The sequence below is a fragment of the Olivibacter sp. 47 genome (assembly GCF_030372825.1).
Taxonomy (GTDB): Bacteria; Bacteroidota; Bacteroidia; order Sphingobacteriales; family Sphingobacteriaceae; genus Olivibacter; species Olivibacter oleidegradans.
The window spans coordinates 2,741,946-2,761,965 of sequence record NZ_JAUCNR010000001.1; the positions used below are offsets into that span (position 1 = coordinate 2,741,946).

The window sequence follows — 20,020 nt, forward strand, 5'->3', positions numbered from 1 at the left end:
TTCCGCTATTTTTTCTTTGCCGTTTTACTTTTGCCTTTCGCAGGTACCTTCTTTTTGGTGCCGGTGTTAGACTTATCACTTTCCGCTAATTGCAAAATATCATTATATGTTATTTTGTCTACGTCCTTATCTTTAGGAATCTTAATGTTTTGTTTTCCGAAACGGATGAAAGGTCCCCAGCGGCCTTGTTCAATTCGTGCCTCCGGATTTTCATCAAAGGTCTTGATCACTTTCTCAATGTCCTTTTTTCGTTTCAATTCAATGATTTCTATCGCTTGGGTCTCGTTTACATCCATTGGATCTATTCCTTTGGGTAAGGAGTAAAAAGCATTGTTGTGGCGGATATATGGTCCAAATCGGCCAATTGCTACCGTCATCTCCTTATCCTCGTACTTTCCAACTTTTTTTGGCAACTTAAATAATTCCAAGGCTTCCTCTAAAGTGATGGTCTCGATCATTTGTCCGCTGCGCAGACTGGCAAATACCGGTTTTTCTTCATCATCTGCCGAACCAATCTGTACCAAAGGGCCAAAACGGCCTATTCGTACACTTACCTGTTTACCCGTTTGTGGATCCGTCCCTAAAATCCGCTCACTGCTTGCTCGGTCGGCGTTTTCAATGGTATCGGTTACTTCTTTATGAAAAGGGCCATAGAAATTGTGGAGCATAGCGGTCCATTCTTTCAGTCCATTAGCGATTTCGTCAAATTCTTTTTCAACCGTAGCCGTAAAATTAAAATCGACGATATCCTTAAAGTGTTCTACTAGAAAATCATTAACCAAAATCCCAATATCGGTAGGAAATAGTTTTGATTTTTCGGCTCCTGTGATTTCGGTTTTCTTAGTAGTATTTACTTTACCATGGCCTAATGTCAGTACATTGTATTCGCGTTGTTTTCCCTCCCTATCTTCTTTTACCACATAGCCTCTATTCTGGATAGTCGATATCGTAGGAGCATAGGTTGAGGGTCGGCCAATACCGAGCTCTTCTAGTTTTTTTACCAAACTTGCTTCAGTATAGCGGGCAGGTGGCCTACTAAAACGTTCTGTAGCGGTCATTTCCTTTAAACCGAGCTGCTGACCGTTTCTAAGAGGAGGTAGAAGTGCATTGTCATCAGATTCTTCTAAATTGACTTCGCTTTCCTCATCAGTCGACTCAAAGTAGACTTTTAAGAAACCATCGAATTTCATGACCTCGCCACTAGCCGTAAACTCTTCGTTACGCGTTGAAATATTAATTTTTGCGGTGGTTTTTTCAAATTCAGCTTCGCTCATTTGCGAAGCGATCGCTCGTTTCCATATAAGCTCGTAGAGTCTCTTTTCTGAATGATCCCCCTCTATGGTGTGTTGGTTAAAATAGGTAGGACGGATCGCTTCGTGTGCTTCTTGGGCACCGGCTGATTTAGTTTTATATTGCCTTCTCTTATGATATTTATCGCCATAGGCAGAACGGATCTCTTGTTCGGCTGCCTGTAAGGCCGTATCACTTAGATTGACAGAATCGGTACGCATATACGTAATTTTTCCCGATTCATACAAACGTTGCGCCACTGTCATGGTTCTAGCTACTGAAAAGCCAAGTTTTCTACTGGCTTCCTGTTGCAAGGTCGAAGTTGTAAAAGGTGCAGCAGGATTTCGCTTGCTTGGCTTTGTTTCTAGGCTTTTGACATGATATGATGCCGGAATACAGTCATTAAGAAATTTTTCGGCTTCATTTATAGTTGCGAATCGTTTCGATAATTCCGCTTTGAAAAGTTCTTTTTTATTTTCTTCCGTAAAGAAGATTGCAACAACCCGAAAGGCTGCTTCGGGCTCAAATTTGTTTATTTCCCGTTCTCTATCAACTAACAGCCGTACTGCTACCGACTGTACGCGACCGGCCGAGAGGGAGGGTTTAACCTTTTTCCATAATACGGGAGATAATTCAAAACCAACTAGACGATCCAATACGCGTCTGGCTTGCTGGGCATTTACTAAGTTAAAATCAATTTTTCGCGGCTGTTCAATGGCTTTAAGAATGGCAGGCTTGGTAATTTCGTGAAAAACAATCCGTTTTGTGCTGGATTCTTTTAGGTTTAACGTTTCGTATAAGTGCCAGGAAATCGCTTCTCCTTCCCGGTCTTCATCGGACGCGAGCCAAACAGTTTCAGCAGATTTGGCCAGCTTTTTTAACTCGCTTACAACCGCTTTTTTATCCGCCGGGACTTCATATTTCTGCTCGAAATTATTTGCAGTATCAATGGCATCATCCGTTTTTACCAGATCACGAATATGTCCATAACTTGATTTAACTAAAAAATCTTTTCCTAAATATCCTTCTATTGTTTTTGCTTTTGCCGGTGATTCTACAATTAATAAGTTCTTTGCCATTCAGTATCTTGATTTTTGCAAATAAAGGGATTTATTCATGTTTTAGCAAACTGCCTTCGCCTTTTTGATCAAAAAGCCGAAGTATACACGCTTCGGCTTTTTGTTTTATCGCTCAAACATAGATAAAATTGTTCGTTATTTGTATAATAGTTAGTTGATTTTATCTTTCGTTTTCGTTGCCAGTCTAATCAATTTATGGATCAAATTAAATATTGGAAATAAAGATCACCAAATTTTTTTAATTAAAATTGCATTAAAATTTACATGAGGAATCCACCGCCCAACAAATCATTCCCTTCGTAAAAAAACCGCCGATTGGCCCGGAGCTATTCCTTTTACATAATGTTCGAAGTCCACTTTCATACTTCCGTTTTCTTCAACAATCCGACTAATAGCACCGGCATCCTTATAGCGTATTTTGGTTACTGCTTCCATCGGTTCAGGTATATGCTCGTATTTGATCAGATTGATATTTCTGACGTATGCCGTATCTTTTTGGAGTTCCTCTTCTGAACCCAACACTACTGTATTGCTTTCAGGTAGTATTTGAATAACAAAAACAGGACGTCCCAGAGCAATCCCCAAGCCTTTTCTCTGTCCGATGGTATAATAGGGATATCCCGCGTGTTTGCCCACTACCGTACCGTCCGATAAGATAAAGTTACCAGCACCTATACGCTCATCAATGTCCTCTACGCGATGGCGTAAAAAAGATCGATAATCGTTGTCCGGAACGAAGCAGATTTCATAGCTTTCCGATTTATTGGCCAATTCTACTTGTCCCATTTCAAGCGCCATCTGTCTGATTTCAGCTTTGGTAAAGCTTCCCAAGGGAAATTTTGTTCTAGCCAGATTTTTTTGGGAAACGCCCCACAACACATACGACTGATCTTTATGCTCATCTCGGCCTTTGGATATGACATACCGACCGCTGTCCTGTAAGCGAATATTTGCATAATGACCCGTTGCAATAAATTCGCAATCCAGTTTGTCCGCTCTTTTTAATAAAGCCTCCCATTTGATATGGGTATTGCAAAGAACACAGGGATTAGGCGTTCTTCCCGCCAGGTATTCATCCACAAAATTATTGATCACAAAGTCGCCAAATTCATTTCGAATATCTAAGATATAATGAGGAAAACCATAACCAACTGCTAAAGCACGGGCATCGTTAATGCTATCCAAACTACAGCAACCGGTTTCTTTGGTGCTTCCTCCGGAAGATGCATAATCCCAGGTTTTCATCGTCAACCCAATAACCTCATAACCTTGCTCATGAAGCATCACTGCGGCCACTGAACTGTCTACCCCGCCACTCATAGCTACTAAAATTCGTCCGTGCTTGCTCATATCTTAAAAATAAAGCGCAAAGATAAGTCTAAATTTTTGTAAAGCCAGCTCTTTGGCAGTCAGTTAAATGTAATATAGGCCTTTTATGCTCCCTGTCCCAAATTTATACTTAAGGCGCCATCAATAGTAAAAGTCGTTCCCGTAACATAATCACTATCAGACGACGCAAGGTATACCGCTAAAGGGCCAATCTCTTCGGGTTTGCCGGCACGCTTGATGGGAATGTGCTGCTCCTTCTCCTCCCGTACCTTTTTGTTATCCATGGCTTGCTGGTTCATAGGAGTTAGTATCATCCCCGGGGCGATGTTATTAACACACACACCTTTAGGTGCCAGCTCCAAAGCGAGGCTTTTGCTGAAGTTTCTAACCCCACCCTTAGATGCGTTATAATCGGCATTGCCTGCTGTACACACTTCTTCGTGGATAGAACTGACAATGATTATTTTAGTTCCCTTAAGTTTGTTTTTTCGCAGCCTCAAAAATTCTCTACAGCAATAGAATGCACCATACAGATTCGTTTTGATACACGTATCGAAAGTTTCTGTGTCCATTTCCACTACGGGGATATTACTGCCGTTAACGCCTGCATTGCTGACCAGTATATCGATTTGACCAAATTCCTTTACAGCCTTTCCGAAAACCGATTGAACACTGGTCTCATCACTCACATCCAATTGATAGGTTGAAACTTTTGTTTTTAATTTCTTTATCTTTTGTTCAGCCTCTTTAGCACTTTCCCGGTCAGAATGGTAGGTGATAATAACCTGAGCGCCTTCGGAAGCATACGCTTCGGCGATTGCACGACCAATGCCGGAATCAGATCCGGTTATTAGAGCCACTTTGTCTTTCAATTTACTCATAAATCTTAAATGAATTGATTGTTCTTTTTTATACTATGATGGAACAATAGAAAGCGCAAATTGTTGGTGCCGGAGCTAGCACAAAAAGATAGGCTGGATGGTTTAATTTTTTGAATAATGAAAAACAGCCATTACGATTATCGTTATGGCTGTTTTCCGGTCTAGAAGTTCATGTTTTCCACCTCTTGTGCGGTCTCTTCTATTTTTTTCTTCAACTCTTGTTTGAAATGGATAAGATTCTGTGCCAATTGCTGATCAGCAGTAGCTAAAATCTGCGCAGCCAAAAGGCCTGCATTCTTTGCTGCATTCAATGCTACCGTAGCAACGGGAATGCCATTAGGCATTTGTAATATAGACAAAATGGAATCCCATCCGTCAATAGAATTGGAAGATTTGACGGGTACCCCGATCACCGGCAGGTGCGTAATCGATGCTACCATACCCGGCAAATGAGCGGCCCCTCCGGCTCCTGCAATGATTACTTTCAGTCCGCGCGACGCAGCCGTTTGCGCATAGTCGAACATACGTTCCGGAGTCCTATGCGCCGATACGATAGAAACCTCTATTTGAACACCCAGTTCTTTTAATATTTTAATCGCGTCTTCCATTACGGGGAGGTCGGATTTGCTGCCCATAATGATTCCTACTGAAGGAAGTTGACTTGTTTGCATAATAATGGATTTGATTTTTATTTAGGCCTTTACTTTAATGGTAGCCTGTACTTTTCTAGCTAAGGTAACCGCCTTTTCACGATCTTCGTTCACAATAGTTACATGTCCCATTTTACGAAAAGGTTTCGTGAATTTCTTACCGTAGAGGTGTATATAAACCCCTTCTTCCGCCAATACCTCTTCAAGCCCCTCATAAATCGCCAGTCCTTCATAATTGGCTTCACCGAGCAAATTAATCATCACCGCATTGCTACGTGCAGCGGCGTTGCCTAGCGGCAAATTGAAGATTGCGCGCAAATGCTGTGCAAATTGCGATGTACAGTTTCCTTCAATTGTATGATGTCCGCTATTGTGCGGTCGGGGGGCGAGTTCATTTACCAGAATATTTCCATCCGGCGTTAAGAACATTTCCACTGCAAGAAGTCCTACGATTTGAAGATCCTCTGCAATCTTTATGGCTAACTGTTCGGCTCTTTCCTGTATTTCGAAAGGTAAAATGGATGGGGAAATTAAAAACTCAACCAAATTAACCTCTGCGTTAAATTCCATTTCAACCATTGGAAAGGTCGATACATCACCTTTATCATTTCGCGCTACGATGACGGCGATTTCCTTTTCGAAAGCCACCCATTGTTCAATCAAGCTCGGTGCCTCAAAGGCATTTGCTAAATCAGCTTCATCTGCAATTTTATGCACTCCTTTTCCATCATAGCCATCTTTTCTCAATTTTTGTATATAAGGAAAAGGGATGGTTAAATCTTTTAATGCATCTTTTGAAGAAATCAACTGAAAGGGTGCTGTTGGAATATCGTTTTGTTTAAAAAACTGTTTTTGAAGTCCTTTGTCCTGAATTAAGCGGATGACACGCGCCTGAGGAAAAACGACAACACCCTCTTCCTCTAGTTTTTCCAGCGCATCTACATTTACTTTTTCGATTTCAATCGTAAGCATATCTACTTGCTTACCAAACTTATAAACTGTGTCAAAATCGGTTAGTGATCCTGCTTCAAACCGATCGCATAATTTTTTACATGGGGCATCCCGGTCTGGATCCAATACTGAAACACTTATGTTCAGATTGATCGCTTCTTGGATAAGCATGCGTCCGAGCTGTCCGCCACCAAGGATGCCCAAGCGTAAATCGCCATAAAAATCTTTTTCCATAGATGTGTTTAGTTAAGGAGTAGCTTAACTAATAATTGTATTTTTTAAGAGTTTATTTTTTCGTTAATAATGTGTTCCGATCCTATTTTCTTTTGAAGTTCTAAAAATGCACCAATCAGCGCCTCAGGTCGGGGAGGGCACCCTTGCACGTATATATCAACCGGAATTATCTTGTCTACTCCTTTTACTACATGATAACCGTGTTGCCAGTACGGGCCCCCGCAATTGGAGCAGGACCCCATGGATATAACGTACTTTGGTTCGGGCATTTGTTCATATAAAAGCCGTATTCTATCAGCCATCTTAAATGTAACGGTACCCGCTATAATAATAACATCTGCCTGCCTTGGAGAAGCCCGCGGAAAAACACCGTATCGATCCAAGTCGTAAGTAGCGGCCATTGCGCCCATCATTTCGATGGCACAGCAAGCGATACCGAAACTCACGGGCCACATGGACGATAACCGTGCCCAATTAAGGAGGTCGTCCAACTTTGCTACAACAATACCACTATCTGTTTGCGTGCTTGTACTCATTACGAATCCTTCTTTACAAATTTAGGTTTAAAAGCAGGTTTAGCGAGAGCAGACGGTTTATCCGACTGTATATCCTCCGTCTTATTCGTTGCTTGAAATGGCCTTAGCTTATAAGTCGCTCTGTTAATGTTCTCATAAACTTCGAGTGGGATTGTACCCGGTAAGGAAGGGAGGCTCGGGTTAGGTTTTATCCATTCTAAATCGCCTTTTTTCCAAACATAAAGTAAACCAACCAATAGAATTCCAATGAATATGAACATTTCCGCCAAGGTATACCAGCCCCATCTACCATCTGCATGGATTAAATCAGCAGCACCAAAAATGGTTGTCCATGGAAAAATAAACACCATTTCCACATCGAATAAAAGGAATACGAGGGCTATAACATAGAACCGTGAGTTAAACTGAACCCACGAACTTCCCCGCGCCACTTCGCCACATTCATAGGTGCTGCTTTTTGCCGAACTAGGTTTACGGGGAGACAATAGTTTTCCTAACAATAAAGTGAAGAGAACCAAGAACGTTCCAACGATCAGATAAATAAAGACCTTGCCAAATTCCGTTATTTGAGAACCATCTTCCATAGGTTCAAAAATAATAAAAAAATTGCTCAAAAAGATGTCGAATTTCTTTTCCCTGTTTACAGTTCAAGCTTTATCCGCTAATATGTCTTATGATTTGTTCTGCGTGAACGCGTGAGTTCTCGATAAACCAGAGGTGTGTATTCATGCCTCCGCAAACTACGCCTGCGAGGTACAAATGTGGAATATTAGTTTCCATTGTTAATTCGTCATGCTCCGGAATCAATAAATCATCAGGAGATAACCTAATGCCCAGTTTTTTCAGAAAGTCAAAATTAGGCTGATAGCCGGTTAAAGCTAACACAAAGTCATTTTTAATAGTAATCGGACCTTCAGGCGTAGCGATATGAACCACATGTTCTTCAATGGCTGTTAAACAACTATTAAAGTAGGCCTTGATTGAACCCTCTGCTATACGGTTGTCGATATCCGGACGCACCCAATATTTTACACGATGACTGATTTCATTTCTTCTTATCACCATAGTCACCTTGGCACCTTTGCGATACGTTTCCAACGCGGCATCTACAGATGAATTGCTACTACCTACTACCACTACCTGCTGATTTGCATAGTAATGGGGATCATTATAATAGTGTTTTACTTTCGGTAAATTCTCTCCCGGTATTTGCATCAAGTTAGGTTTGTCGTAAAAGCCTGTAGCAAGAATCACATTCTTTGCCCCAAAGACATTCTTTATGGTTTGGACGGTAAACAGATCATCCTTTTTCGTGACGTTTATTACCTCTTCGAACAAGCGAACGTTTAGCGAAAATTTTTGCTGTACTCTCCGGTAGTATTCCAATGCCTCCAGTCTCTTTGGTTTTGGATTAGTGGATACAAAGGGCACGCCCCCGATTTCCAGCTTTTCAGAGGTCGAAAAAAAGGTCATGTGCTGTGGATAATTGAAGAGTGAATTCACTAAACAACCCTTCTCTAAAATCACATAACGTAGCCCGGCTTTTTCGGCTTCAATTCCGCAAGCCAAACCAATGGGGCCGCCGCCTACAATGACGATGTCGAAAATATCCATAGTATCTAAACTAAGAAGTTACTTAAGGGAACGATCAATGAAGGTCCTTTAAGTAACTATAAACAATTTGCTTGTACAGAGCAAAATTAGGACGAACAGCCTATGCGGAAGACTATCCGGAGGAAATACTTGATAGCCTATTTACCGGCGGCTTTTGCATGATCAGCCAAAAACTGAGCCAGACCACTATCAGTAAGCGGGTGCTTCAACAATGTTAAAATAGCTGAAAGCGGTCCTGTCATTACGTCTGCTCCTATTTTGGCGCACTCAATAATATGCATGGCATGACGTACGGAAGCTGCTAGGATTTGCGTTTCATAGCCGTAGTTGTCATATATCAGGCGAATATCTTCAATCAAGCTTAAGCCATCGGTAGAGATATCGTCTAAACGGCCAATGAACGGAGAAACATAAGTGGCTCCGGCTTTTGCAGCCAAGAGTGCTTGTCCGGCAGAGAAAACAAGGGTGCAATTCGTTTTGATACCTTCACTGCTGAAGTATTTGATCGCCTTTACTCCTTCTTTTATCATAGGTACTTTAACGACTATTTTGTCGTCCAGTTTTGCTAGTGCAAGCCCTTCTTTAATAATATTTTCATAATCAGTGCTAATCACCTCCGCACTTACGTCGCCATCTACAATATCGCATATAGCTTTGTAATGATTGATCACATTTTCTTCACCGCTAATGCCTTCTTTAGCCATTAGGCTTGGATTTGTTGTAACTCCGTCTAAAACCCCTAAATCTTGCGCTTCTTTGATTTGCTGAAGATTGGCGGTATCTATAAAAAATTTCATAAGATATTATTGTTAAAACTTGGTTTTGATTGCAACAAAAGTAACCAATATTTGCTATTTTAGTAAAAGATAAGTGTAAAAAGAGGAAATAAAAAAGGGCAAGCCCCTTTTATCGCACCGCTCAACCTTTTACCCTTGCTGTGTTCCCACCCTGGGGGAGTTCAAAGGGAGCTGGTCGTAAAAGACTTACCCACCGCAAAAATAGGAAAAAAACTTAATTTACTAAGTTTTTTTATTGAAATAGTGCTAGATCATTGGAGATCAGACTGTTTTTTTTTATGCTGTATGCATTTTCATATTTGAAGCGCTTGCGAAAACATGGTTTACGATTTTTTTAAGTTTATTGTGTTATTCTAGATATTTCATCAAGTTTTTATCACAAAAAATAATAAAAATTTAATATTGTCGAATATTAATGTTATTTTAGCAATCTATTTAAACTAAGCAATAACAATGACAGTTGAAGATATGGAAGAACAGGGATTGTATCGTTCTGATTTTGAGCATGATGCGTGCGGGGTTGGTTTTGTGGCTCATTTAAAAGGATTAAAAAGTCACCGTCAGGTTCAGGACGCGTTGACGATGTTGGAGAACATGGAGCACCGAGGGGCCTGTGGTTGTGATGAGGAAAGCGGCGATGGAGCCGGTATTATGATTCAGATACCGCATGAGTTTCTTTGGGAAGAATGTAGTAAGCTGGATATAAGACTGGGAGAACCGGGTTACTACGGCGTGGGGATGACGTTTTTACCCAAGGAGGAATCACTGAACGAACGTTGCAGAGAACTTATTAAGGACTCCTGTGCCCAATTGAGGCTTAATTTTCTCGGCGTACGCGAAGTGCCTGTAACGCCGGAAGGAGTGGGAGTGACCGCCTTAAGTGCTGAGCCTAACATTATTCAATTTTTCGTTGAGCGTCCTAAAGAGGTTCGTAATACGGAAGATTTCGACCGAAAACTGTTTGTGCTTCGGCGATTACTTGTAAAAAGAATAAAAGAAGAGCTGGCAGAAGCAAAGGAGCAATTCTATATGCCGTCCCTATCCAGTAAAACACTTATTTATAAAGGACAGCTAACCACTTATCAGGTGCGTTCTTATTACAATGATTTGTCGGATGAGCGGGTGGTTTCTGCCTTTGGCCTGGTGCACTCGCGTTTTTCAACTAATACTTTTCCTTCCTGGAAATTGGCGCAACCATTCCGTATTGTTGCTCATAATGGAGAAATAAATACGCTTACAGGAAACTTGAATCGCTTCTACGCCGGTTTAAGGTCTATTTCTTCACCTTATTTTTCGGATGAAGAGCTTGATATTTTACTTCCTGTAGTAGATCCGGGATTATCGGATTCTGCTTCATTGGATAATGTGGTAGAATTGCTTTTACATAGTGGGCGTTCTCTGCCGCACGTGATGCTTATGTTGGTACCTGAAGCATGGGATGGAAACACTTCAATGGATCCGTTGCGCAAAGCCTTTTACGAATACCATGCCACTATTATGGAGCCTTGGGACGGCCCGGCGGCATTATGTTTCACAGACGGAAAAACCATTGGTGCTACGCTCGATCGAAATGGATTACGACCCCTTCGTTATGCGGTAACGAATGATGATCGGGTAGTGGTAGCATCGGAGGCGGGCGCCTTGCCAATAGATGAGAGCATTATTATTAAAAAGGGCCGCCAACAACCGGGAAAAATATTCTTGGTTGATATGGAAAAAGGGGAAATTTTGAGTGATGCGGATATCAAGCATGAATTAGCCACTAAACAACCTTATGGCGAATGGCTTGACAAGTACAAAATCCATATTAAAGATTTGGCAGAACCGCGTGTTACCTTCACCTATCTTTCGAAAGAATCTGTATTTAAATATCAACAAATATTCGGCTACTCAAGAGAGGATATCGAGGGTATCTTGATTCCGATGGCACTAGATGGAAAAGAGCCAGTAGGTTCTATGGGAACAGACGTGCCCCTGGCTGTACTGTCTGAACATCCACAACATCTTAGCAGTTATTTTAAACAATATTTTGCGCAAGTAACCAATCCACCGATCGATCCGATTCGGGAACGTTTGGTGATGAGCTTATCTACCTTTATCGGAAACTCCGGAAATATTTTGGATGAAGATAAAATGCATTGCCATTGCGTTGCTTTGGAGCATCCTATTGTTACTAGCAGAGATCTGGAAAAATTGCGTAGTATCGATACCGGAATCTTTCAGGCAAAAACATTGCAAACCTATTTTAAGGCGGACGGAAAAGAAGGTTCACTGGAAGAGGGCCTGGCACGTCTATGTCGTTACGCCGAGGACGCCGTCCGCGACGGATTTGAAGTGTTGATATTGTCTGACAGAGCAATTGATTCGCAACACGCAGCGATCCCTTCGTTATTGGCGGTATCGGCGGTTCATCACCATTTAATAAAAACGGGCTATCGGGGCGCAGTAGGTTTAGTGGTTGAAGCAGGTGATGTATGGGAAGTTCATCATTTTGCTTGTTTACTTGCTTTTGGTGCTACGGCTATTAACCCGTACATGGCTCTTGCATCTATAAGGACATTGAAAGAGGAAGGTGTGATCGAAACATCCCTCACTTGGCCTGAGCTGTCTAAGAATTACGTTAAAGCTGTTTGTAGCGGATTGCTTAAGATATTCTCAAAAATGGGAATCTCTACTTTGCAATCATATAATGGTGCGCAAATTTTCGAAGTATTGGGAATACATAAAGATGTTGTGGATCGATACTTCTGCGGTGCGGTATCCCGAATCGGTGGCTTAGGATTGGACGATATTGCGCGAGAAGTTTTAAGTAAGCATGATCGTGGATTCCGTAGTGAAAAGAAAACCAATCTGTTACCCGAAGGGGGAATTTATGCTTGGCGTAGAAGAGGGGAGGCACATTTGTTTAACCCCACGACGGTACACTTACTTCAGCAGGCTTGTAGAACCGGTAACTATGAAATTTACAAGCAGTATGCAGCGCATATCAATAACCAGAAGGAGCGTATGTACACCTTACGCGGTCTCTTTGATTTTGCTAAACACCGTGCTCCCATTTCGTTAGACGAAGTAGAGCCGGCAGAAAATATTATGAAACGCTTTGCTACCGGCGCCATGTCTTTCGGCTCTATCTCTCATGAGGCGCATAGCACGCTGGCTATTGCCATGAACCGAATAGGAGGGAAAAGTAATACAGGCGAAGGTGGTGAAGATGAGATCCGTTATAAGCCATTGCCTAATGGTGATTCAATGCGTTCGGCAATCAAACAAATTGCTTCTGCTCGTTTTGGTGTAACGTCAAATTACTTAACGCAAGCCGATGAATTACAAATTAAAATGGCACAAGGGGCGAAGCCGGGTGAAGGTGGTCAGCTTCCGGGACATAAAGTGGACGAGTGGATTGCCCGAGTTCGTCACGCAACGCCGGGTGTAGGTCTGATTTCGCCTCCTCCGCATCACGACATTTATTCTATTGAGGATTTAAAACAACTGATTTTCGATTTGAAAAATGCAAACCGCGCAGCCCGTATCAATGTGAAACTGGTGTCAAAAGCGGGTGTAGGAACTATCGCTGCGGGCGTAGCGAAGGCGCATGCCGATGTTATTCTCATTGCCGGTTACGATGGGGGTACGGGTGCTTCTCCGATTAGCTCAATTAAGCATGCAGGATTACCTTGGGAACTTGGTTTAGCCGAGGCGCAACAAACCTTGGTCAAAAACCAGCTCCGTAGCCGTGTGGTATTGCAAACCGATGGACAACTTAAAACGGGAAGAGACTTAGCAATTGCCGCTTTATTGGGCGCTGAGGAATGGGGCGTAGCTACCGCTGCTTTGGTTGCGGGAGGCTGTATCATGATGCGTAAATGTCATTTGAATACCTGCCCGGTTGGCGTTGCAACGCAGGATCCGGAATTGCGTAAGTTGTTTACAGGCAAGCCGGAAGATATTGTTAACCTGTTCAAATTTTTAGCAGAGGAATTGCGCGAAATCATGGCAAGCTTAGGTTTCAAAACCATTAATGAAATGGTTGGAAAGGCACAGTTCCTTAAAGTCCGTGAAGATATTAATCACTGGAAGGTCAATAAGCTCGATTTGTCCGGCATTCTATATGCACCCCAAAACCCATCCGGTAAGAGTCTATACCAAACCGAATCACAAGATCACGGCATGGATATGATTTTGGATTGGGGTATGTTGAAACAAGCTGCTAAAGCCTTAGAAAGTAAGACACCTGTATTCGGTACGTTCAATGTAAAAAATACAGATCGTACCATCGGAACGTTATTATCTAACGAGGTTTCAAAAATATATGGTTCAGAAGGACTGCCCGATAATACCATTAACTTCAAATTTGTTGGATCGGCAGGACAGAGCTTCGGTGCTTTTGCCGCAAAAGGTTTATCTTTTGAGTTAGAGGGCGAAGCAAATGACTATGTAGGTAAGGGCTTGTCCGGTGCACAATTGGCAATTTATCCTGCAAGCAGCAGTCAGCTGGTTCCGCATGAGAACATTATTATTGGTAACGTAGCACTTTACGGCGCTACCTCCGGGCACTTGTTTGTATGCGGCCAGGCAGGTGAACGTTTTGCAGTACGTAACTCAGGAGCAACAACCGTTGTAGAGGGAGTTGGTGATCATGGCTGCGAATATATGACCGGTGGACGGGCACTGATATTAGGCGAAACAGGTCGTAATTTTGCTGCCGGTATGAGCGGTGGTATTGCTTGGGTATATGATATCAACGGTACTTTTAAAGATCGTTGCAATCTTGAGATGGTTGATCTAGATCCGCTGGATGAAGAAGATGAAACACAAATTATTAATTTGTTGAAACGGCACATTAATTTGACAAATAGTAAACTAGCCTCAACTATTCTAAGTAACTGGAAGAACGAGCGTAGTCTATTTGTAAAAGTATTCCCGAAAGAATACAAGCGTGTTTTACAGACGAAATTGGTTGAAGCATAATATTATTAGGTAAGAGAAATGGGAAAAGTAACCGGGTTTAAAGAGTTTGAAAGACAGCTCCCCACAAAAGATACTCCTGAAGAGAGACTTAAAAATTATAAAGAATTTGTTCATACGTACAGTGAGGAAGAATTAAATACACAGGCTGCCCGTTGTATGAACTGTGGCATCCCTTTTTGCCATTCAGGTTGTCCGCTAGGAAACGTTATACCTGAATTTAATGACGCTGTGTACGACGGTAAATGGGAAGAGGCTTTTGAAATACTATCCTCAACCAATAATTTTCCTGAGTTTACCGGGCGTATTTGTCCGGCACCGTGCGAATCGGCTTGTGTATTGGGTATCAATCGCTCACCGGTGGCAATTGAAGAAATTGAAAAACACATAGCGGAAATAGCTTATCAAAAAGGTTTTGCCAAAGCAAAACCGGTGGCTATTAAATCGGGTAAAAGCGTTGCGGTTATTGGTTCAGGCCCTGCCGGTTTAGCCGCAGCAGCCCAACTGATTAAGGCGGGTCATGAGGTAACGGTGTTTGAAAGAGATGATAAACCGGGCGGTTTATTACGATATGGCATCCCGGACTTTAAACTGGACAAGTGGGTGATCGATCGGCGTATTGAGCTGATGAAACAAGAAGGCGTTGTTTTCAGATGTAATGCGGAGGTGGGCGTCAATGTGCCGGCCGATGAATTGAAAGCCTTTGATGCCATCGTGTTGGCAGGGGGCTCTACCATTCCAAGAAATTTGAATATTCCCGGAAGAGAACTGAAAGGCGTTTATTTTGCAATGGAATTTTTGAAACAGCAGAATAAGCGTGTTGGTGAGTCTGCCTATCAGGAAGAGGATATCTTAGCAAGCAATAAGAATGTATTGGTGATCGGTGGCGGTGATACCGGATCTGACTGTGTAGGTACTTCAAATCGTCATGGAGCAAAAACGGTTACGCAGTTTGAACTAATGCCTAAGCCGCCTGCTCAGCGCACGTCCGCGATGCCTTGGCCTACTTATCCAATGCTTCTTAAAAATACCACATCACATGAGGAAGGCTGTGAGCGGTTTTGGAGCATCAATACCAAGGCGTTTTTAGGTGATGAGCATGGTAACTTAAAAGGTGCACTGGTGGTTGATTTGGAATGGGAAACTGATGCCCTGGGCAGACCGGTTAAATTTGCAGAAGTGCCTGGATCGGAACGTGAAATACCTTGCGAGCTGGCTTTATTGGCTATGGGATTCTTACATCCACAACATGAAGGCTTGTTAAAACAGCTTGGTGTTTCTTTAGATGCACGCGGCAATGTCAATGCAGCTGAAGGCAGCTATAAGACAACTGTTGATAAAGTGTTTGTAGCGGGTGATATGCGCAGAGGGCAATCACTGGTCGTATGGGCAATTTCTGAAGGACGCGAATGTGCTAGGAAAGTAGATGAATTTCTTATGGGGAAATCGGTACTCGAAAGTAAAGATTCGATTGCGTCATACGCATAAGATTTTTTAATAGTAAAAGCGGCGATACTCCTAGGAGTCGCCGCTTTTTAGTTTTAGTTTCCGATAGAAATCCCATAAAACGATTCCCGCCGAAATGACAACATTAAAGGAGTGTTTGGTCCCGAATTGGGGGATTTCAACGCAATAATCGATCAGCTTCATTGCTTCTTCTGAAACACCATTTACTTCATTGCCGAAGATCAACGCATAGCTTTCGCCCGCTACCGGGATGAAACGATGCAGCATAGTGCTGCCTTCTGCCTGCTCTATGGCGATTATTTTTTTCCTTCCTGTTTTAAATTAATTATCGCTTCCTCAATATTCTTTTCGTATTGCCAGGCCACAGATTGTGTAGCTCCTAAAGCTGTCTTTTCTATATCCCGATGGGGAGGGGTACCGGTAATTCCACAGAGAAGAATGCGTTCCACCGCAAAGCCATCAGATGTTCTAAAAACAGATCCTACATTATGTAGACTTCGCACACTATCAAGTATAACCGTTACTGGCAACTTATCTAATTGCTTGAATTCGTCAACACTGGGGCGCCCCAGTTCGTCCATTGATAATTTACGCATCCTTTGGTCTTATAAAGAAAAAAGACCTGAATAAAAATTCAGGTCTTTTTTAATATTTTGTTATTAGCCTCTTATTTGCTTTCTGCAGTAAGTTTATCTAAAACAGCATTATTTTTGGTGACTTGGCTATTTTTTGGCTCTTTCGATCTACTTCCAACTTCAATATTACGGCCAAGCTTTAAGAATTGTACCTCTAAACGTGATACGGTTTTATTTCTTCTATCTTTTCTTTTTAAGCGTGTAACTCCCATGGCTTTTATTCTTTAATAAATCTTTTAATGAGGTCGGAAGCGGATTCGAACCGCTGTAGGAGCTTTTGCAGAGCTCAGCCTAGCCACTCGGCCATCCGACCCTTTCCGTTTAGGCTTGCAAAAATAGTAAAATTATCTTTCTTTACTAATTTTTTTCAACTTTTATGCAAATTATCTTTTCTGCTTATTTCCGAACAACATATAGCGGCTGAAACTGCTACATTGAGCGATTCAGCGTTTCCGAAACTTGGAATCGTGATACGTTGTGTTTTATTGCTGATCAGATCGGGCGCAATACCGTTCCCTTCATTGCCTAAAATAATGAATCCCTCACTGCCGAAATCGGTTTCGTAAATGGATTGGCCGTCCAACACCGTCGCAAAACTCGGCAGCGTGACATCCTTAAGAAAAGCATGCAGGTCTGTGTAGTGTATAGAAACATGTGCTAAAGAACCCATGGTAGCCTGTACCACCTTTGGATTGAAACATTCTACAGTTTCTTCCGAACAGATAATATGTTTGATGCCGAACCAATCTGCCGTTCGGATAATCGTGCCTAGATTGCCGGGGTCTTGAATAGTATCTAATACTAGAGAAAATTGATCCCGTAATTCATCCTCCTGAACGGCAACTTCACTTGGCGTTTCTATTAATGCCACTATTCCCTGTGGCGTTTTCAGTGTGCTAATTGCCTCCAAATCACGTTCCGATATGGGATAATGTTTTATTTTCTCTCCGAAAATATCGATCTTTGGCCCTACTTTTGGAGTATAGTAAATACTATGTATTACATAATCTGAGTGAAAAAAATCCGTTATGGATTTAAAACCCTCTACAATAAAGAGACCATGTTCTTTTCTGAACTTTTTTTGATGTAAGGATTTAACAAATTGAAGCTGAGACTTTGAGAGCATCGCAATTATCTTACTTGTATTTTTTTGTATTCATAGTGCTCACATCACTATTTTTCTCGTCTTGCAGATCCACGAGATTGTTGAATGATGACCAGGCATTGGTTACAAAGGTAAAGTTAAATGGGATAAATAAAGAATTTAAAGAGGGTGCTGAAGCTTATGTTCAACGGGAAATCCGTCCGAACTCTAAGATAAATCTCTTCATTTATAATTTTGCAAACAGTAAAGGTGGAAAATATCGAACGGATAAAATTAGGAATGTCGGCGAACCTCCCAGTATACTAGACAGTTCCTTAGTTGAGATTTCCCGAAACCAAATCGAAAGGTTCCTGGTATCCAAGGGTTATTTTAATGCAGAAGTCAAAAGCCATATTTACGTGAGACGTAAAAAGGCAGAAATTGACTTCGACGTGAAGCAGGGAGGCGTTTTTAAGATCCGTTATATTGAGCATGAGATTGGTGATCCACAGGTTGATAAATTGTACAAACAACATATTGCACGCTTTCCTGTATTGCGACCGGGTATGCGCTTCGATGCAGATACTCTGGTAAAGGAGCGTGAGTCAATCTATAACCTTATGAAACATAATGGATATTACGATTATCTACGTCAATATGTTCGGTTTGAAGTGGATACCAATATGAACAGTAGCCAAGCTGATCTTAGGCTTTTCATCGATAATCCCGAGGGCAAGAGTGGGCACACTGTTTTTAAAATCGATAGTAGTTATGTCGTCATAAAAAACAGTGATGGAGAAGTCGGAATAAACAAACCGGATAGCACTCAGTTAGCTCATGGCTTGGAGGTAAAGGATTATACACAACGTTTTCGACCAAAGCCACTTGCACGGTACATTTATCCCAAAATTGGCGATATCTTCGACATCGAAAAGGAGAACCTGACTTATGATCGATTATATGAATTAAATAGCTTTAGGGGAATAAGAACCAGCTATAAGAAAAAAGACTCCACGCATCTCACTGTTCATTATGAGTTGACGCCCTTGAAGCGGATGTCTAACCGTGTGGAAGGTGAATATGTATTCACCTCGGGGCGGAGTGGTTTCAATATTGGTAATACTTATACGAATCGAAATTTATTCGGCGGTTCTGAGCAGCTTGAGATCAAGGCACGTTTTGGCGCTTTGTTCGATTCGCAACTCGGAGGTCCTTTGTGGAGCAGGATCTGGAACCGCGACTTACAGTTTGGCGCTAATTTATCCATTCCACGATTGATCGTTCCTTTTCGTATCCCGTTAGTAGGTAAAAATGGTATGCCTCATACGATTTTTTCAACCAACTGGCAGATATTTGATCAGTTGAATACCTATAGTAATCGCTATATTATTAATTCGATCTCCTATAACTGGTATGATACGAAATATAAACTGCACAGTGTTACGCCAATATCCCTCGAATATCGACTAGGACGATTAGACAACGCGTTCAAGGATTCCCTGCAGAATAATGGCTACGAACTTTATGTGAAGAGTAATGACCGTGCCTATTTTGGTATTGGCAGCCAATATACTTATACGTTCAATACTTTGCGGTTGAATACTTACGATAACTTTTTATATTTCCGGGGTGCATTGGATTTAAGTGGTAATACGCTTAACTTACTCAGTAAGATCATTAATTTTAAGAAGAATGATATCGGCCAAAATACCATATTGAATGTTCCGTATTTGCAATATGTTAAAACGGAGGTTGACTTTAGGATATATAGGCATCTAGGGGGAGAACGCCAGTTTGTGGCCCGCATAAACGCCGGTATAGGTGTTCCTTTTGGGAATAATTCAGAGTTCCTGATTTTCGAAAAGCAGTTTTTCGGGGGCGGGATGAATGATCAGCGTGCCTGGCAGGCGAGAACTTTAGGTCCCGGTAACTACAATCGGTCGATTTTAACAGAAGACTTGAGAAATCGACTCCGAAATCTTGATCAACTGGGAGAAATTAAGATTTTCAGCAATTTTGAATATCGGTTTAAGTTGTTGAATGATTTTTTTGGTGCTAAATTGAAAGGGGCAACCTTTACAGATATCGGTAATATTTGGCGATTAAAGGAGAGCGCTGAAAACCCTGGCGGTGAATTTAAGTTTAATAAGTTCTTGGGACAAATGGCCATTGGGGCGGGAGCCGGCTTACGGTTTGACCTGCAGTACTTTGTTTTCCGTTTTGACGCAGGTATTAAAGTCAAAGACCCACAATTCGAAGGCGCTGATCAATGGGTTATTACCGATTTATTCAACAGTCGCGAATTTAAACGAAACTATAAACTGACCAACGGACCGGATCCTTATAATTTTATCCAGTATAACTTTGGTATTGGTATGCCTTTTTAGGTATTAGTAGTAAGTTGTTAGGCGTTAGCTATCGGCGACGGAACGTTACTTTTGAAGTCCAGCACATAACAATAAAGAGACATAGATACTGTGCCCTGACAGCAATGTTACAAAGTAACAC

General features: G+C 41.8%; 13 protein-coding genes, 1 tRNA gene, 1 other RNA gene and 2 pseudogenes. 3 read left to right on the forward strand and 14 right to left on the reverse strand.

Translation table 11 applies throughout. The features are described from left to right. Positions 1-5 precede the first annotated feature (5 nt). The 10 genes and pseudogenes from topA to ffs form a co-directional block, all read right to left on the reverse strand. Positions 6-2,369 (reverse strand): type I DNA topoisomerase, encoded by a 2,364-nt coding sequence (gene topA / locus QT327_RS11835; RefSeq protein ID WP_130857450.1) that lies wholly within the window; start codon positions 2,367-2,369, stop codon positions 6-8. A gap of 260 nt (positions 2,370-2,629) precedes the next feature. Then, positions 2,630-3,719 (reverse strand): annotated as a pseudogene (gene mnmA, locus QT327_RS11840) (tRNA 2-thiouridine(34) synthase MnmA). Positions 3,720-3,802: 83 nt separating this feature from the next. After that, positions 3,803-4,579, reverse strand: coding sequence for an SDR family NAD(P)-dependent oxidoreductase (locus tag QT327_RS11845; protein WP_289552975.1), 777 nt, complete (start codon positions 4,577-4,579; stop codon positions 3,803-3,805). Between the two features lie 161 nt (positions 4,580-4,740). Further along, on the reverse strand, positions 4,741-5,250 hold the full coding sequence (gene purE, locus QT327_RS11850) for a 5-(carboxyamino)imidazole ribonucleotide mutase (RefSeq protein WP_013666440.1): 510 nt from the start codon (positions 5,248-5,250) through the stop codon (positions 4,741-4,743). A 21-nt stretch (positions 5,251-5,271) separates the two neighbouring features. Beyond that, the gene (locus QT327_RS11855; protein ID WP_289552977.1) at positions 5,272-6,414 is read right to left on the reverse strand and encodes a 5-(carboxyamino)imidazole ribonucleotide synthase; all 1,143 of its coding nucleotides are present in this window, start codon (positions 6,412-6,414) and stop codon (positions 5,272-5,274) included. Positions 6,415-6,458: 44 nt separating this feature from the next. Continuing rightward, positions 6,459-6,950, reverse strand: coding sequence for an NADH-quinone oxidoreductase subunit B (locus tag QT327_RS11860; protein ID WP_013666442.1), 492 nt, complete (start codon positions 6,948-6,950; stop codon positions 6,459-6,461). After that, positions 6,950-7,534, reverse strand: coding sequence for an NADH-quinone oxidoreductase subunit A (locus QT327_RS11865; protein WP_130857454.1), 585 nt, complete (start codon positions 7,532-7,534; stop codon positions 6,950-6,952). Before QT327_RS11865 ends, QT327_RS11860 begins: the two co-directional genes overlap by 1 nt. A 70-nt stretch (positions 7,535-7,604) precedes the next feature. Beyond that, entirely contained in the window at positions 7,605-8,564 is a 960-nt protein-coding gene (locus QT327_RS11870; RefSeq protein WP_013666444.1) for a YpdA family putative bacillithiol disulfide reductase, read from the reverse strand. Between the two features lie 137 nt (positions 8,565-8,701). Beyond that, the gene (fsa, locus tag QT327_RS11875; RefSeq protein WP_013666445.1) at positions 8,702-9,361 is read right to left on the reverse strand and encodes a fructose-6-phosphate aldolase; all 660 of its coding nucleotides are present in this window, start codon (positions 9,359-9,361) and stop codon (positions 8,702-8,704) included. A 93-nt stretch (positions 9,362-9,454) separates the two neighbouring features. Then, positions 9,455-9,553, reverse strand: an RNA gene (gene ffs / locus QT327_RS11880) — signal recognition particle sRNA small type. Between the two features lie 261 nt (positions 9,554-9,814). Here ffs and gltB point away from each other — a divergent pair. Together gltB and QT327_RS11890 are read left to right on the forward strand one after the other, a co-directional pair. Beyond that, the gene (gene gltB / locus QT327_RS11885; RefSeq protein ID WP_130857455.1) at positions 9,815-14,329 is read left to right on the forward strand and encodes a glutamate synthase large subunit; all 4,515 of its coding nucleotides are present in this window, start codon (positions 9,815-9,817) and stop codon (positions 14,327-14,329) included. An 18-nt stretch (positions 14,330-14,347) separates the two neighbouring features. Continuing rightward, on the forward strand, positions 14,348-15,814 hold the full coding sequence (locus tag QT327_RS11890; RefSeq protein ID WP_130857456.1) for a glutamate synthase subunit beta: 1,467 nt from the start codon (positions 14,348-14,350) through the stop codon (positions 15,812-15,814). Positions 15,815-15,844: 30 nt separating this feature from the next. On the opposite strand, the pseudogene QT327_RS11895 reads toward QT327_RS11890, so the two are convergent. The 4 genes and pseudogenes from QT327_RS11895 to QT327_RS11910 all read right to left on the reverse strand — a co-directional run bounded on the left by QT327_RS11895 (position 15,845) and on the right by QT327_RS11910 (position 17,554). After that, positions 15,845-16,389: pseudogene (locus tag QT327_RS11895) on the reverse strand (RNA methyltransferase). 71 nt (positions 16,390-16,460) lie between these two features. Next, positions 16,461-16,640 carry a hypothetical protein gene (locus tag QT327_RS11900; protein ID WP_013666449.1) on the reverse strand — a complete coding sequence of 60 codons (180 nt, stop codon included), beginning with the start codon at positions 16,638-16,640 and terminating at the stop codon, positions 16,461-16,463. 30 nt (positions 16,641-16,670) lie between these two features. Then, positions 16,671-16,741 (reverse strand) — tRNA-Cys (locus QT327_RS11905). 54 nt (positions 16,742-16,795) lie between these two features. Then, a complete protein-coding gene (locus QT327_RS11910) occupies positions 16,796-17,554 on the reverse strand; it encodes a TrmH family RNA methyltransferase (protein WP_130857458.1) in 759 nt (252 codons plus the stop codon). A 35-nt stretch (positions 17,555-17,589) separates the two neighbouring features. On the opposite strand from QT327_RS11910, the gene tamL reads away from it, so the two are divergent. Beyond that, on the forward strand, positions 17,590-19,899 hold the full coding sequence (tamL, locus tag QT327_RS11915) for a translocation and assembly module lipoprotein TamL (protein WP_446686258.1): 2,310 nt from the start codon (positions 17,590-17,592) through the stop codon (positions 19,897-19,899). Positions 19,900-20,020 lie beyond the last annotated feature (121 nt).